Consider the following 14,294-nt stretch of genomic DNA (forward strand, 5'->3'; position numbering starts at 1 on the left):
GACACCCGCCGGCGCTGTCGATGCAAGTTCCGAATGCATGCGTTGGACGCGGTGCGGTCATTTGGAAGCCGTTGCTGGACGTGAGGCATCGACGTCATCGATCGCGCGGCGCTTCAGGGCGACACATCCCGCCCGCGCCCAAGTCAGGGAAGCTCTCCTTCCTCAGTAGCGCCAGCGGATCCCGGCCGTCAGGGAGTTGGCGCCGCCGGCGTCGCCCATCAGGCCGAACGCCGGGGAGCGGTGATGCAGCCGGGCCACCGCGCTCCACGGCTGGGCGGGTGGCCCGACTTCGGCTTCGATCACCCAGTAGATCAGCCAGCGCTCGGTGGAACCGTTCATCGCCACCTCCTCCACCGGCTTCCGCGTCGCGTAGGACAGGCCCAGTCCGTAGGCGATCCCCGTATGCACCGACTCGCTCCAGGGGAACCTGAGCCAGCGGGCGACCGGCAGGGCATTGAACTCCCAGTGCCGCTCGTCGCCGAAATGACGGACGACCTGACCTTCGATGTCGATCTCGGCATGGCGTCCGAACTCCCACACCCGCCGCGATGCCGCGATCCCCATCAGATAGGAGTCGCGCCAAGTCAGATCCTCCGCCGTCAGCAATTCCCCGGAGGTGTTGTCGGTCATCCGGGCGCCGAACAAGGTCAGGGCGTCGGGTGGCCGCGGATCCTCGCGCGCCGCCGCATGGGCGGGCGCGAGCGATAGCATCGAAATCAGCGTGGCGCGCGCCAGGGCTGTGGGAATGGTCATCGTATCGTCTTTCGCGGCGAAAAAGCAGCGTCCGCATATTGATCGACCGCCGTACCGCGCAAGGACCCGCCCGCGAACACGTTCTTATCAGGGGATTTCGGTTCCACGGGGCATTTCGCCGCGCGTCGTTTCGGGTATAGTGAGGGACATGTCTTCTCCGTCAGCCGTTCCCAATCCGCCCGCCTCCCCCAGCCCCTCGGCTCCCCGCCCCTCGGCGATGCCGCCGCTGCTCGGACCCGATGATCCGCCGCCGGTGACGGTCCACAACCGCGAGGGCAAGTCGCCCGTCCTGCTGGTGTGCGACCACGCCTCGCGCGCGATCCCGAAGTCGATGGGAACGCTTGGGCTCGACGAGACGGCGCTGTCCCGCCACATCGCCTATGACATCGGCGCCGCCGAGGTGACCCGGCACCTGATCGAACGCTACGACGCGGCGGCGGTCATGTCCGGCTATTCGCGCCTGATCGTCGATCTGAACCGCGATCTGGAGGACCCGACGCTGATCCCGGTGATCAGCGACGGCGTCGTGGTTCCGGCCAACCGCTCGCTCGACCCGGCCGATGTCGCAACCAGGCTGGACGCGCTGTTCTGGCCATACCACACGACCGTCGCCGCCGAGATCGCCCGGCTGCTGGAGCGTGGGCAGGTGCCGGCCATGGTCTCGATCCACAGCTTCACCCCGGTGATGAACGGCTTCGAACGGCCCTGGCATATCGGCGTGCTGTGGGACCGCGACCCCCGCCTGGCGGTGCCGGTGATCGAGAACCTGCGGGCGGATGGACGGTTCGAGATCGGCGACAACGAGCCCTATACCGGGCATGACTGCGACGGCTCGACCATCGACCGCCACGCGGTCGCCCAAGGACTGCCCCATCTGCTGGTGGAGATCCGCCAAGACCTGATCGACACGCGCCGGGGCGCCGCCGAATGGGCCGGCATCCTGGGGGCGGCGCTTGACCCCGTGCTGGCCGACCCCATGCTCTATCGCGTCCAACACCACTGATTTAATCAAAACAGCACCCCCGAGGATCATGGCCGCCCCAGCACCCAGCTTCACGCTCGGCATCGAAGAGGAATATCTGCTGGTGGACCGGCAAACCCGGGACATCGTTCCAGATCCGCCGGAGGAGATGCTCCAGGCCTGCGCGGCGGTGGCCCCGGATCAGGTCCATCCGGAATTCCTGCGCTGCCAGATCGAGATCGGCACCCGCGTCTGCGGCGACCTGACGGAGGCCCGGAAGGAACTGGTGTGGCTGCGCCGCTCGGTCGCCGAGGTGGCCGACCGCTATGGGCTGGCGCCGATCGCGGCCTCCACCCATCCCTTCGCGGTCTGGCTCCCCCAGAAGCACACCAACCGCGACCGCTACAACATGCTGGCCCGCGACATCGGCGCCCCGGCGCGGCGGCTGATGATCTGCGGCATGCATGTCCACGCCGGCATCGAGGACGAGAACCTGCGGATCGACCTGATGAACCAGGTCCGCTACTTCCTGCCCCACCTGCTGGCGCTGTCGACCTCTTCGCCGTTCTGGCAGGGGCAGGACAGCGGGCTTAAGAGCTATCGGCTGGCGGTGTGGAACGAGCTGCCCCGCACGGGCATGCCGGAGGAATACCATAGCTTCGGCGAGTACCAGCAGCAGGTGGGCGCGCTGGTCGAGGCCGGGGTGATCGAGGACGCCACCAAGCTGTGGTGGGATATCCGGCCGTCCAGCCGATTCCCCACGCTGGAGATGCGGATCAGTGACATCTGCACCCGGCTGGACGACACGCTGACGGTGGCGGCCTTCTATGTCTGCCTGCTGCGCATGCTGTGGCGGCTGCGCCGGGGCAACGTCGCGTGGCGGCGCTACCGCAACCTGCTGCTGGAGGAAAACCGCTGGCGGGCGCAGCGCTATGGCTTCGACGGCGGCCTGATCGACTTCGGCCGGGGCGAGATCGTGCCCTACGATGAATTGCTGAACGAGCTGATCGGCCTGCTGCGCGAGGACGCCGAGGCGCTGGGCTGCGTCGACGCGATCGAGAACGCCCGCGACATCGTCCGGCGCGGCACCAGCGCGCACCGGCAGGTCGCTGTTTACCAGGAGGCGGTGGACGCGGGCGCCACGCCCGAGGAGGCGCTTCGGCGGGTGGTCGACTGGCTGATCGAGGAGACACTGTTCGGGCTGGAACCGGCGTGAGGCGGGGCGGCAGGAATGACCTGCCGGCTCGGGTTGGTCCTTTTTTTCCGGTGAAAGGTCATCAAAGGTCATCATGCGGTTCGGTGTCAGGCATGGCACACCGTTGTTAAGGAATTATATCCTGTTTCGGGGCGGGTGATCAAGGGTCGGGAAGGCGTGGCGGATTGTCCGACACCGAGCCGAACGGAGATCGCGTGAATTCCAGGGAGGACTGTGGCGCAGGATGAAAACCCCTTCTCATCACCCGCCCCGTTGCGGCGGAGGCCGCGCGGTGCCATGTGAGGCCGAGGGCTTCCGGTTGGAACGGGGGCGACCAAGTTGGGGAGTGGACGACGATGACCGAATTGGACGAACGCACGCGCACCGAGCTGGAGGCCGCGGCTTTCCGGACACTGGTCCAGCACCTGCGCGACCGCACCGACGTGCAGAACATCGATCTGATGAACCTCGCCGGGTTCTGCCGCAACTGCCTGTCGAAGTGGTACCGGGCCGCCGCCGAGGGCAAGGGGCTGGAGATGAGCTACGACGACGCCCGCGAGATCATCTACGGCATGCCCTATGAGGAGTGGAAGAACAAGCACCAAGCCGAGGCCTCGGTCGAGCAGAAGCAGTCCTTCGCCGCGGCCCAAACCCGGGCGGATCACTGATCCCATAACGATGTCCCGGGCGCCGACGAAACGTCGGGTGTGAAAAGTTGGGATGGGGCGTCACCGGGGGTGCCCTCGGCTGTCGGATTGGCTATGGTGCCCCTCGACTGGTCGATTCAGGTGACGAGGATTTCATGACTGACACTTCAGTTGCCGCGCGGGCCGATGCGGGCCCGACGAGCGATGTCGGCGGCATCGCCGCCGATCGCCTGCGCTCCTTCGTGGAGCGCATCGAGCGACTCGAGGAGGAGAAGAAGGGCATTTCGGACGACATCAAGGATGTCTATCTGGAAGCCAAGGGGACCGGCTTCGACGTGAAGATCATCCGCGCGATCATCCGGCTCCGCAAGCAGGCCAAGGAGGAGCGCCAGGAGGAGGAGGAGTTGATCGAACTCTACAAGATGGCGCTTGGAATGGAGTGAGCCTCGGAGCCGGGCCGGGCGGCGGCTAAGCGCCGCCATGACTCGGCGGCGTTCCGGTAGAGGGTGAGGTCGCCGGTCAGGCGGCCGAGCCAGCCATCGGTTTGGGGTGAGGCTCCGCAGTCCTTGCGGCGGCGGGAGATCCCAAACCGGGCATCGGCGGCCAGCCGGCGGAAGACGCGCTGGGCCGCCGCGATCTGGTGGAAGTCGCGAATGGCGACGCCGCCGAGAAGCGCCGCCGATAGGGCGGCGCGGGGTGGGGGCCCGGAATGGGTTCGGTAAAGGTCATCCATCATGCCTTGATGTGACCACAAACCCACGCTCGGGTAAAGGAATTTATTCCAGAGATATCCGATTATTCCAACTGTGGCAGGCGATTGGTTCGCCGGGACCTTACTGGCTCGCCCAGACGATGCGGGCCATCCAGGTGATCTCCGCCGGGCTGAGTGTCCGGAGCGGGTGGGCCGGGTTGATCGACTGGAGCTCGATCCTATTGGCGGTCGAGCGGAGCAGTTGCTTCGCCATGACCTCGCCGCCGGTCGTCTTGACCACGACGCGGTCACCCCGCCTGAGGCTGGCGGAGGGCGAGACGATGATGATGTCGCCGTCGCGATAGACCGGCTCCATGCTGTCGCCGCTGATCTCCAGCGCGTAGGCCTGCGGATCGCCGACATGGGGGAACTGCAGCTCGTCCCAGCCGGTGCCGACGGGATAGCCCGCGTCGTCGAAGAAGCCCTGGGCTCCCGCCTGCGCGTACCCGATCACCGGGATCCGCTGCATCGTGCCCTTGACCGTCTCGTTGTCGACCAGCCCGACGAAGTCGCTGAACGAACTGGCGGTCGCCTCCAGCACCTTCGACAGGCTCTCGGTCGACGGCCAGCGAAGCTTGCCCTCGTTGGTGGTCCGCTTGCTCTTGTTGAACGTCGTCGGGTCCAGTCCAGCCCGCCGCGCGAGGCCAGAGGCCGACAGCCCGTTTTGGGCCGCGAGGCGATCGATCGCCTGCCAGATATCGGAATGTTTAAGCATGGGAACAATTTCACATATTCTGGTCCTCGTGTCCCTAGGAACGTTTTCATAAAAAGCTTGACGTAGGAATTAAAACGGAACATAACGGGAACATCAAGGGCGTTGTTCCCGTTTGGCGACGCTCCTCCCCCAAAATCGTTCGTCCAGGAGGTGCCGCGTTGTCCGGCCACCAACCCATCCCAGCCATTCCCGTCCACCGCTCGATCCCGCTCCGGAGCCCCGGATTTCCTTGCGGCGCTCCGGATCCCGAGGATTTCTCGGTTCCGTTCGACACCACCGAGGAGGCGTGGTTCTGGTTCGTCCAGGCCCAGGAGGCCCGGTCTTCCGGCGCCCGCATCGTCGCGGGGCGCGGCACCGTGCCGCGGCCCTGCGAACCCGTGGATCTGCTCCGCGTGGTCGATCGGTTGTACCGCCAGCGAAAACTGGTTCGCGACCACCTGCACGTGCTGGTTCATTACGGCAAGCGCCTGATGGCGCCCGACCCGGACCGGCGGCTGGAGGTTCGCGCCGCGGCGCTGTGGCGCGAGGCGCTGGCCTTCCTGGACCCCGTTCTGCGGGAGAAGGGCATCGTCGGCGGGGGCGCCGCGTCCGCCGCGGCCGCCTTGGGATGAGTGGCACCTTGTCGCCCGCCGCCCCGCCGCGCGCCGAGCCGCGCGCCTGGGTGGTGTTCTGTGGCGATGCCGATCTGTGGTGGCTGCGGCTGCTGCGGCCGGGGTTTCGCCACTGCTTCGTGACGTTGAACGACGGCACCCACTGGATCACGGTCGATCCGCTGTCGCCGCATTTGGAGGTGGCGGTCCAGCCGGTCGCCGCCGGGTTCGATCTGGTCGGCTGGTTCGCCGAGCGCGGCCACGCCGTCGTGGCGGCCCCCGTCCGGCGCGATTTGGAGACGCCGGCGCCGTGGGGGCCCCTGACCTGCGTCGAGGTCACCAAGCGGGTGCTGGGACTGCACGACCCCTGGGTGCTGACGCCCTGGCAGCTTTACCGGCGCTTGCTGAACCCGGCACCGCCGATCGGAGCCCCGGAGGCTCCCGCCGCTTCCCTGGCTTGTTCCTGAAGGAGACTTTGGTCCCATGGCGAAGATGTTCTCTCCCCCCAAGGCGCCGGTCGTGACCGCCGCGGCAACGGTCACGACACCGACCGTCGTGACCCCCACCCCGGTGGTGACGAAGCCGGTCGAGGTCGAGCCCGTGGTCACGCCGGTGGTCGCCCCGGTGGTCGAGGAGACCAAGACGACTCCTCCGGTGGTGACGCCCACCCCGACGCCAACCACCACCACGCCGACCCCGGCGGAGACCGACGCCGTGGCGGCGGCGGAGCGGGCCCTTGCCAAGCGGGACCGCAGCCTGACCGGCACCGTCCTGACCTCGTGGCGCGGTGTGCTCCAGCAGGCCGGTTCCGGCTCGGCTCCCATCCGCAAGCGCCTGCTGGGGGAATAGGCGATGGACGCCTCGGCGCTGCTTCAGCGTTACGGCGCCGCCAAGGCGCGGCGGAGCGTGTGGGAAGCCCATTGGCAGGAGTGTTACGACCACGCCCTGCCGCATGGCGGCGGATTCGGAACCGGAGGATCGGGCGGCAATCCGGGATCGCGCAAGATCGACCGGCTGTTCGACGGCACCGCCGCCGACGCGGTCGAGCAGTTGGCCGCCAGCCTGCTGGCCCAGCTGACGCCGCCGTGGTCGCGCTGGTTCGGCTTGACCCCCGGCCCCGACCTGACCGAGCCGGAGCGGGACGCGGCGGCCCCCGTGCTGGAGATGGTGGCGGCCACGCTGCAATCCCATTTCGATCGCTCCAACTTCGCGGTCGAGATGCACCAGTGCTACCTGGATCTGGTGACGGCCGGCACCGCCTGTCTGCTGTTCGAGGAGGCGGCTCCGGGGGATTATTCCGGCTTCCGCTTCACGGCGGTGCCGCTGTGCGAGGCGGTGCTGGAGGAGGGGGCGGACGGCAGGCTGGACGGCACGTTCCGGCGGAGCGAGCTGACCTTGGCGCAACTGCGGCTGCGCTTTCCCGACGCCGCCATCCCGGAACCGCTTGAACGGTCGGCGGCACAGGACCCGCAAGACCGGTTCGCGGTGGTCGAGGCGGTCCTGAAGGACGGGCCGGCCTATCGCTACACCGTGATCCTGGACAGCGGGCTGGCCGAGGCCGCGATCCTGGCGGAAGGCCGCTTCGCCCGGTCGCCCTTCATCAATTTCCGCTGGCTGAAGGCGCCGGGCGAGACCTATGGCCGCTCGCCGGTCATGAAGACGCTGCCCGACATCAAGACCGCCAACAAGGTGGTTGAACTGGTGCTGAAGAACGCCTCGATCGCCGTCACCGGCATCTGGCAGGCCGATGACGACGGGGTGCTGAACCCCGGCACGATCCGACTGGTGCCGGGAACCATCATTCCCAAGGCGGTTGGCTCGGCCGGTTTGACGCCGCTGGCGACACCCGGCCGGTTCGACGTGTCGCAGCTGGTGCTCGACGATCTGCGGCGGCGCATCCGGCACGCGCTGCTGGTCGACCGGCTGGGACAGGTGAAGGACGGCAGGATGACCGCCACCGAGGTGCTGGAGCGGGCGGCGGAGATGTCGCGGCTGCTCGGCGCCACCTATGGCCGGCTGCAATCGGAACTGCTGACGCCGCTGATGATGCGGGCGGTCGCCATCCTCCGCCGGCGCGGCGAGATCCCCGACATCGCGGTCGATGGCCGGACGGTCGAGCTTCAATACCGCTCGCCCCTGGCGCAGGCGCAGGCGCAGCGCGACGTCCAGGCCACCCTCCACTGGCTGGAGGTCGCGGCCGGCCTGGGCAAGGACGGCGAGGCGGTGGTCGATCAGGCGGCGGCCGCCCGCTGGCTGGCGCGGTCCTTCGGCGTGCCGGCCGAACTGGTCCGGGCGGTCGCGGTTCCGGACTGATGCCAACAGCATCGAATACTGACCGGTCAAAATGTTGATTCTGTAGGTCGGGTAGAGCGCAGCGGCACCCGACAAGCAGGCGAGTTGGTGTCGGGTGCCGCTGCGCTCTACCCGACCTACAGCTTTTGAAACCCCATCTTTATAGAACGAGGATCACGAACCATGAGCGACTCCCTGCTGATCGACCCGACGGCTCCCGCCGTTTCCACCCCGGTCCCGGCGATCCCGGGGGATGTGCCCGACCGCGCGGCGCTGCTGCGGCTGCTGGGCGTGCCGGATGCTCCGGACGGCTACTGCATCAAGTGCGACCACGGCTTGTTCGAATCCGATCCGGAGATGAACAGCCGGCTCCACGCCGCCGGTTTCACGCCCGAACAGGCGCAGCTCCTCTATGATCTGGCGGCCGAGCGGTTGGTGCCGATGATCCGGCAGGTCGCCTTCGAGTACGAGGCGGAACGCGAGGTCATGCGGCTGGTCAGCCATTTCGGCGGCGAGGACGCGTGGCGCGAGATGTCGCGGCAGCTGCTGGCCTGGGCCAAGAAGAACCTGCCGGCGGCGGCCCTGGACGGGTTGACCACCAGCTATGACGGCGTGGTCGCCCTCCACCGCATGATGACCGCATCCGAACCGGCGGCGCTGCGCTCCGCCGGGACCTCCCAGCCGGCGGGCGACGAGGCCGACCTGCACAAGATGATGCGCGATCCGCGCTACTGGCGAGACCGCGACCCGGCGTTGCTCTCCAAGGTGACGGAGGGCTTCCGCCAACTCTATCCCGACCGGGGATGAGGGGCGCGCGATCGTCATCACCCTGAAAAAGTCGCGGCGACGGCGAATAACGCTTGACTGAAAAGGAATAAAATCCTACATTTTTAGTCGTCAACACCTGAACTCCGTCAGCGGCGACGGTAGGGTGGGTTCAACGGCGGGGCCGGTTTCCGGCGCGCTCCTTCGAGGGGTGCGGCGGGGCCGGCCTTTTTTATTGTCCGCGATTTCGCGAAACCTCCTGGAAAGGGCCAGTCTCCATGTCCACCACCATCGACAAGGCTTTCGTCAAGCAGTTCGAACGCGAGGTTCACGAGAGCTTCCAACGGATGGGTTCCAAGCTGCGCGCCACCGTCCGCAGCAAGGGCGACGTCAAGGCCGCCTCGACGATCTTCCAGAAGGTCGGCAAGGGTGTCGCGTCGCCGAAGGCTCGGCACGGCAAGATCCCGGTGATGAACGTCGATCACACCCCGGTCGAATGCATCCTGACCGACTTCTACGCCGGCGACTGGGTCGACCGGCTGGACGAGCTGAAGACCAACATCGACGAGCGCGCGGTCATCACCAACGCCGGCGCCTACGCGCTGGGCCGCAAGACCGACGAGCTGATCATCGCTCAGCTCGACACCTCGACCAACTACGCCGGGCTCAACACCGACGGCATGACCAAGGCCAAGGTGCTGACCGCGTTCGAGAAGATGGGCATGGCCGACGTGCCCGACGACGGCCAGCGCTACGCCATCGTCGGCTGGAAGCAGTGGAGCCAGCTGCTCGGCATCGACGAGTTCGCCAGCGCCGACTATGTCGGGGCGGATGAGCTGCCGTGGCGCGGCACCCAGGCCAAGCGCTGGCTCGGCACGCTGTGGATCCCGCATTCCGGCACGACGCTGAACGGCAATGTCCGGTCGTGCCACTGGTACCACAAGACCGCCATCGGCCACGCCGCCGGCGCCGACGTCACCACCGACGTGACGTGGCACGGCGACCGCGCGTCGCACTTCGTCAACAACATTAAGATCCTATTAATTATATCTGTGTTATCAATTGCTTACAAGGGTGCATTGACTTTCACAAGTGTCCACAAGCTTAATGTTGCCAATAGGTTCTAACCCTCGAATGCACGGATCCTACACAAAATCTCATGCACAACGAACCCTCAGAAGTAATCCTACACGTTGAACGTGCAGGTGAAATCGTTCTTTATAAACGTAGTGGACCCAGCATTTACTATCGGATCAGGGTCACTGGCGAAGCTAACTTCTACGAGCGTAAGAGCACGCGAACGGCCTCTCTGGAGGAAGCCAAACTGGTCGCGCAGAAGCGGCATGCCGACCTGCTTAGCAGGCAGCGCAGCGGCCTATCAGTGCGCGTTCCCAGCTTTGAAGAAGCAGCTATGAACTGGCTGAATACACTACCCTACAGGGTTGAGGTCGGAAAGCTCAGCAAGCTTCGGGAGAGATTGGCCCGCGATGCCGTAACGAAGAGGCTGATCCCGTACTTCAAGGGGCGTGACCTTAACGAACTTACGCCACCGGTCATTAGACGGTTTCATGCTCACCAGCGCAAAGTCGCGTTGGAAGCAGTACAAGCCGGACCGCAGAGGGTTAGCGAAATCCGCGATGGGCGGCGGGTAACATGGAGCACGATGCCGCGTCTCTATACCCCTTCTGCTGAAGAAATGATGTGTAGCTGGATCAGACAGATATTCCAACAGGCTGTTGATGATGATCTCCTACAGCAGCGCGAGGTGCCACACCTGCCGACGATCAAGCATGAGAGGAAGAAGCGTGGCACGTTGACACGTGAGCAGTGGGCAAAGCTCATCGCGTACCTAATCCCCTGGCGCGACAAGGTTAATGATGTGCGGGTGAAGTTTCATCGCGCGATGTTCATCGAGTACGTGCATTTCATGTCGAGCAGTGGGCTCCGTGTTGGCGAGGCGCGGCAACTCAAATGGGGGCACATTTCGACATTCGAAAGCGAAGATGGCCAAAAGCAGATCTCACTGCGTACAGCCGCTGGCAAAACTGGAAAGCGGGTCTGTGTTCCTCAGCCGAGAGTTATTGCAACGATCGAACGAATTCGTGCAATGCATCCCGATCCATCACCAAAGAACCATGTCTTCGTTGACTGGAGAGGCGAGCCTAACGGTAGCTTCCACAGTACTTGGAGTAGGGTAGTTAAACAGCTGGAAATTGATGAGGATATCGAAGGTCAACCGATTACCCTTTACAGCCTGCGGCATTTCTATGTCACGGAGCGGCTGAGATCAGGTGTGGATATATACATGTTGGCGAAAAACTGTGGAACTTCAGTCAGACAAATTGAGCGCACCTATAGCCATGTTATTCCAGAAACGATAGCCTTGCACTTGACCAAGGTGCAGAAGCTCACTGAAGATCAGGAAATCCGACAGCAGTATCTCGACTTTATGTAATGGTAAATTACATTACGAACACTGCTATTATGGATAGTCAAACAGGTTGTAGCACTCACTGAGAGTAAGGGAGAAAAGTGCTATAAATATACGTCTTGGCACATGTGACCGATATCAATTTTTCAGAGAGTTTATTGTGGCTTTTTATTCCTGGGAACGCTCGACAAAGTATACTACTAGCAGGTAGTTGAACGGTAGCAGATCGCTAAAACTTTCTCGGGTATCTGAACCGGAAGCGTGTCGAGGGGAACAGTTTCACCTCCCACTTTGAGTGAGGAATGACATCATTGTTAATGATGTTAACGGTTTGTTAAAACTTCGGCTGTATAAGTGGCTTGTCGCGGTTTCATAGCTGCGGCTGCGGTCTGTATGGCTCCGACAGGCAGTAAGATCGGACTGGATGGTCGGTTCGCCGTGGCAACTCCACGGAACAGCATCCAACTGGAGCCCAACATGACGGACGTTACTACAACCAAGACTAGTGCTACGACTGAGGTTTACTCTCATGGTGTCTCAATCGGGCAGGACGAACTCACTGAAGCGGACGCTGCCCATACGGTAGCCGATGCCAACAGCACCGAGGCTCTTCTGGCCTCCATCAAACGGGAGAAAGAGGCTCTTACGTCCAAAGTGGACAGCTTGGAGCAACGGTTAGACCGCTTGCAGAAGGTCCAGAAGGAGCGCAGCACGTACGACGATTGGGGCCATAAACGCACTTATCGTCTGCTACAGCTAGCTTATGATGACTGCCTTTATATCATGAGCGAGCAAGGTAGGCACGAGTTCGCTCAGGCCGCAACCAAGCGGCAAGTACCTGTTGGCCAGGGCGGGAATTCATTTCTGCCTATGGTTAAGGTGATGTGGGGAGAGTTCGACTATTCAGTGCCGAGCGTAAAGTTTGAAGGCTCTGATAACTTGGTCAAATGGCGGCATAACCGAAGTGCTGAAAAGTATGCGAACGTATTTCGTTACTTGCACGATAATGAGGTTGCAGTTGAAGCTGTAGCTTTATTCATCGAAAACTTCCGGAGCAAGGAATATGGAGACAAACTGAACGGCATTGTTGCTGCTGATCAAGCTGCAAATGCCGTTTCCCCGAAAGTCAAAGCAAGCCCGGATGAAGGACGGGCAGCCTTGTCTGATAGGAGCTTAACCAACGCCATTGCGACAATTCCGAGACCTTCTTCAATCAACCAGACCGAGGGCTTGGTAATCATCGTTGCACGGGCAGTTGGTGACGAATTGGACCTCCTAGGCGAAGTTAACATTGAGCAGAAAGTGCTTGATGACGAGCTGCCGAAAATAGCCAAACGATGCGGCTATGTATCGGTCAACGTGCCTGCGAAGATGGAGGAAAAACTTCGTAAGCAGTTTGCTAAGGTGCCTCTACTGCTGAGCACCGGTCCATAAGCGCCTAGTTCCATGCCAGAGCGGGTGGTCAAGCCACCCGCTCTCACTTTGAGTGGACCCCCATGACTGACAAATTCAGCGGCATCTACGCAGCCCGTTTGCAGCTGTGGTTGCAGAGGCTCGAACACAGCCCCAAGGCCGCTATCGCTAAGGAGAGCCTAGCTGGGCTTTTAACGGACGATGAAATCAGGCATTACGAGCACTGTCTTTCTGAGCTGCGTGCTGAGAAGCGGAAGCTGGCAGGTAGCGGACCAGATTTAGCTGGCGATGCCGCTGCATACTGGAAACTTGCGAGTGCTCTACTCAAGCGGGTTAGGTCAGCTACCAACAAAGAGACAATAAAGCAGATCAACCGAGATGCCGAACGCCTTCAAGAGCGGTTCGATCAGCTGTCTGCCCAAGAGCAAGCCCGATTTTGCAAGCCTGAAAGCATCAAGGCCTTGAAGTTATATGGAAATGTCCTCGAGTACGAGTTGCCGCTACCAGTGATGGAACGGGATTTTCGCCCGGATCTCGTAAATCCAGTCAACACGGCACAGCGGGAAATCATTGTCATCGCGATGGCGCGGCTGGAGCCTTCCAAAGAGGTAGCAGCTTTACCAGACTGGAAAACCTTGATACGATTAGCTGGAAACGATTGATACCAACGGCGGATGATCAGTTCCAATGAGAGGCCGGCTTTTCGCTGCATTCTGTCGCGGATAATGGAAGTGATCAGCCGCCGTTAGTATGACTGTCATCACAAAACCTCTACGGCTGCACGCATCATCTCATCGTTCACATCAATATACCGCTGGGTCGTAGTGAGATGTTTATGGCCTGCAAGGGTCATTATGACCTTGGGGCTGACACCACTATGGGCTAGGCGAGTGATGAACCAGCGTCGCCCGCTGTGACTGCTGGCCCCGTCAATGCCTGCCTGCTCATATAGCTGAGCGAACAGCTGACAAAGAGTGTTAGGGCTGAATGCAGTACGCTTTTGTGTCAATAGCAAGGGCTTTTCCGGAGTTGGTAGCCTACCCTCGAAACTCATTCTATAGCGTTCCAGTTCCCGGCGCAGCTTGTCCCCGACGAACACCGTACGGGCATGCCCACCCTTTGTGATCTCACTGCTGAGCCTAATCTGGTCACGAATGCCGCCATCGATGTCCAACAGGTCTCCCCATGTCAGTTGGGCGATCTCACCCACACGCATTCCTGCGTACATGGACAGCATGAGCGCAAGCCGATTGCGAGCTGCATGACGCTCTTGCTGGACAAGGGCGAGTAGGCGTTTGATCTCCTGGTCTGTAGGGACTTTGGCCTGCTTCATTGGAGAACCTCATAAAAAGTTGTGCTTGCTAACTTTCATGATGTTGTCTTCAGGCGCGCAGAGCGACCGGAGATTGAAGCCCAATGTTTGTGCGGGTTTTGCGCGAAACCTCATAAAATGTGTATTGTGTGACGTTAGTGTCGTCAGGCAGCTACGTGAGATCAGCATCATGAAGGTTTAATCACTCGAACATTGCATGCCTTTGACCTTGTCTGAGGCGAGCTTCTACTTGATACTACCCGCCTAACAACGTTTCACGATGTTTTTACTCAGTCACTGCAAGCAGGTTGGCTCGACTAAGAGCGTGCAATGGCAGCCCACGAGTTCAAAAACTGCTCCATTTCACAGCGGGAAATGCAACCGATTGGCGACTGAGGCGGGAACCTACAGAACTGAGGAATTGACCCCAAACCGCCTGACGTGTCGGCAGGGCGTGAGGCGCCTGGAA

General features: G+C 62.2%; 17 protein-coding genes. 13 read left to right on the top strand and 4 right to left on the bottom strand.

Annotated features, from left to right (window positions below):
* Positions 1 to 162: 162 nt before the first annotated feature.
* Positions 163 to 753, bottom strand: coding sequence for a hypothetical protein (locus tag N825_RS27095; RefSeq protein WP_037458879.1), 591 nt, complete (start codon positions 751 to 753; stop codon positions 163 to 165).
* A 148-nt stretch (positions 754 to 901) separates the two neighbouring features.
* Here N825_RS27095 and N825_RS27100 point away from each other — a divergent pair, with 148 nt between their 5' ends.
* From N825_RS27100 to N825_RS27115, 4 genes are all read left to right on the top strand, one after another.
* Positions 902 to 1,756: an N-formylglutamate amidohydrolase gene (locus N825_RS27100; protein WP_037458882.1), complete on the top strand. Its 855-nt coding sequence runs from the start codon at positions 902 to 904 to the stop codon at positions 1,754 to 1,756.
* Between the two features lie 28 nt (positions 1,757 to 1,784).
* Entirely contained in the window at positions 1,785 to 2,930 is a 1,146-nt protein-coding gene (locus N825_RS27105; protein WP_037458884.1) for a carboxylate-amine ligase, read from the top strand.
* A 335-nt stretch (positions 2,931 to 3,265) separates the two neighbouring features.
* Complete coding sequence (locus N825_RS27110) at positions 3,266 to 3,577, top strand: DUF1244 domain-containing protein (RefSeq protein WP_037458885.1); 312 nt, start codon at positions 3,266 to 3,268, stop codon at positions 3,575 to 3,577.
* A 134-nt stretch (positions 3,578 to 3,711) separates the two neighbouring features.
* Positions 3,712 to 3,999: a DUF2312 domain-containing protein gene (locus N825_RS27115; protein WP_051513238.1), complete on the top strand. Its 288-nt coding sequence runs from the start codon at positions 3,712 to 3,714 to the stop codon at positions 3,997 to 3,999.
* Here the strand turns inward: N825_RS27115 and N825_RS27120 are convergent.
* Both N825_RS27120 and N825_RS27125 read right to left on the bottom strand, forming a co-directional pair.
* Positions 3,972 to 4,292: a hypothetical protein gene (locus N825_RS27120; protein ID WP_051513240.1), complete on the bottom strand. Its 321-nt coding sequence runs from the start codon at positions 4,290 to 4,292 to the stop codon at positions 3,972 to 3,974. The genes N825_RS27115 and N825_RS27120 overlap by 28 nt on opposite strands.
* A 97-nt stretch (positions 4,293 to 4,389) precedes the next feature.
* Positions 4,390 to 5,022: a LexA family transcriptional regulator gene (locus N825_RS27125; protein ID WP_037458887.1), complete on the bottom strand. Its 633-nt coding sequence runs from the start codon at positions 5,020 to 5,022 to the stop codon at positions 4,390 to 4,392.
* 158 nt (positions 5,023 to 5,180) lie between these two features.
* Here N825_RS27125 and N825_RS27130 point away from each other — a divergent pair, with 158 nt between their 5' ends.
* The 9 genes from N825_RS27130 (at position 5,181) to N825_RS27170 (ending at position 13,175) form a co-directional block, all read left to right on the top strand.
* Positions 5,181 to 5,633: a hypothetical protein gene (locus N825_RS27130; protein WP_245613245.1), complete on the top strand. Its 453-nt coding sequence runs from the start codon at positions 5,181 to 5,183 to the stop codon at positions 5,631 to 5,633.
* Entirely contained in the window at positions 5,630 to 6,079 is a 450-nt protein-coding gene (locus tag N825_RS27135; RefSeq protein WP_037458889.1) for a hypothetical protein, read from the top strand. The genes N825_RS27130 and N825_RS27135 overlap by 4 nt, the downstream gene beginning before the upstream one ends.
* A gap of 16 nt (positions 6,080 to 6,095) precedes the next feature.
* Positions 6,096 to 6,461 carry a hypothetical protein gene (locus N825_RS27140; RefSeq protein ID WP_037458891.1) on the top strand — a complete coding sequence of 122 codons (366 nt, stop codon included), beginning with the start codon at positions 6,096 to 6,098 and terminating at the stop codon, positions 6,459 to 6,461.
* 3 nt (positions 6,462 to 6,464) lie between these two features.
* On the top strand, positions 6,465 to 7,925 hold the full coding sequence (locus N825_RS27145; RefSeq protein ID WP_051513242.1) for a portal protein: 1,461 nt from the start codon (positions 6,465 to 6,467) through the stop codon (positions 7,923 to 7,925).
* 162 nt (positions 7,926 to 8,087) lie between these two features.
* On the top strand, positions 8,088 to 8,711 hold the full coding sequence (locus tag N825_RS27150) for a capsid assembly protein (protein WP_037458893.1): 624 nt from the start codon (positions 8,088 to 8,090) through the stop codon (positions 8,709 to 8,711).
* A gap of 236 nt (positions 8,712 to 8,947) precedes the next feature.
* Complete coding sequence (locus N825_RS27155; protein WP_245613246.1) at positions 8,948 to 9,796, top strand: phage capsid protein; 849 nt, start codon at positions 8,948 to 8,950, stop codon at positions 9,794 to 9,796.
* Between the two features lie 32 nt (positions 9,797 to 9,828).
* A complete protein-coding gene (locus N825_RS27160) occupies positions 9,829 to 11,124 on the top strand; it encodes a tyrosine-type recombinase/integrase (RefSeq protein ID WP_084165105.1) in 1,296 nt (431 codons plus the stop codon).
* A gap of 453 nt (positions 11,125 to 11,577) precedes the next feature.
* Positions 11,578 to 12,534 carry a hypothetical protein gene (locus N825_RS27165; RefSeq protein ID WP_157619566.1) on the top strand — a complete coding sequence of 319 codons (957 nt, stop codon included), beginning with the start codon at positions 11,578 to 11,580 and terminating at the stop codon, positions 12,532 to 12,534.
* 62 nt (positions 12,535 to 12,596) lie between these two features.
* Positions 12,597 to 13,175: a hypothetical protein gene (locus tag N825_RS27170; protein ID WP_037458898.1), complete on the top strand. Its 579-nt coding sequence runs from the start codon at positions 12,597 to 12,599 to the stop codon at positions 13,173 to 13,175.
* Positions 13,176 to 13,273: 98 nt separating this feature from the next.
* Here N825_RS27170 and N825_RS27175 read toward each other — a convergent pair whose 3' ends face one another.
* Positions 13,274 to 13,846, bottom strand: coding sequence for a tyrosine-type recombinase/integrase (locus tag N825_RS27175; RefSeq protein WP_037458900.1), 573 nt, complete (start codon positions 13,844 to 13,846; stop codon positions 13,274 to 13,276).
* Positions 13,847 to 14,294: the final 448 nt, after the last annotated feature.

Source organism: Skermanella stibiiresistens SB22 (assembly GCF_000576635.1).
GTDB lineage: Bacteria > Pseudomonadota > Alphaproteobacteria > Azospirillales > Azospirillaceae > Skermanella > Skermanella stibiiresistens.

Bases quoted from the DNA above. Each gene is read 5' to 3' on its own strand.
- N825_RS27095 (WP_037458879.1), bottom strand. From the start codon at position 753: ATGACCATTCCCACAGCCCTGGCGCGCGCCACGCTGATTTCGATGCTA.
- N825_RS27100 (WP_037458882.1), top strand. From the start codon at position 902: ATGTCTTCTCCGTCAGCCGTTCCCAATCCGCCCGCCTCCCCCAGCCCC.
- N825_RS27105 (WP_037458884.1), top strand. From the start codon at position 1,785: ATGGCCGCCCCAGCACCCAGCTTCACGCTCGGCATCGAAGAGGAATAT.
- N825_RS27110 (WP_037458885.1), top strand. From the start codon at position 3,266: ATGACCGAATTGGACGAACGCACGCGCACCGAGCTGGAGGCCGCGGCT.
- N825_RS27115 (WP_051513238.1), top strand. From the start codon at position 3,712: ATGACTGACACTTCAGTTGCCGCGCGGGCCGATGCGGGCCCGACGAGC.
- N825_RS27120 (WP_051513240.1), bottom strand. From the start codon at position 4,292: ATGATGGATGACCTTTACCGAACCCATTCCGGGCCCCCACCCCGCGCC.
- N825_RS27125 (WP_037458887.1), bottom strand. From the start codon at position 5,022: ATGCTTAAACATTCCGATATCTGGCAGGCGATCGATCGCCTCGCGGCC.
- N825_RS27135 (WP_037458889.1), top strand. From the start codon at position 5,630: ATGAGTGGCACCTTGTCGCCCGCCGCCCCGCCGCGCGCCGAGCCGCGC.
- N825_RS27140 (WP_037458891.1), top strand. From the start codon at position 6,096: ATGGCGAAGATGTTCTCTCCCCCCAAGGCGCCGGTCGTGACCGCCGCG.
- N825_RS27145 (WP_051513242.1), top strand. From the start codon at position 6,465: ATGGACGCCTCGGCGCTGCTTCAGCGTTACGGCGCCGCCAAGGCGCGG.
- N825_RS27150 (WP_037458893.1), top strand. From the start codon at position 8,088: ATGAGCGACTCCCTGCTGATCGACCCGACGGCTCCCGCCGTTTCCACC.
- N825_RS27155 (WP_245613246.1), top strand. From the start codon at position 8,948: ATGTCCACCACCATCGACAAGGCTTTCGTCAAGCAGTTCGAACGCGAG.
- N825_RS27160 (WP_084165105.1), top strand. From the start codon at position 9,829: ATGCACAACGAACCCTCAGAAGTAATCCTACACGTTGAACGTGCAGGT.
- N825_RS27165 (WP_157619566.1), top strand. From the start codon at position 11,578: ATGACGGACGTTACTACAACCAAGACTAGTGCTACGACTGAGGTTTAC.
- N825_RS27170 (WP_037458898.1), top strand. From the start codon at position 12,597: ATGACTGACAAATTCAGCGGCATCTACGCAGCCCGTTTGCAGCTGTGG.
- N825_RS27175 (WP_037458900.1), bottom strand. From the start codon at position 13,846: ATGAAGCAGGCCAAAGTCCCTACAGACCAGGAGATCAAACGCCTACTC.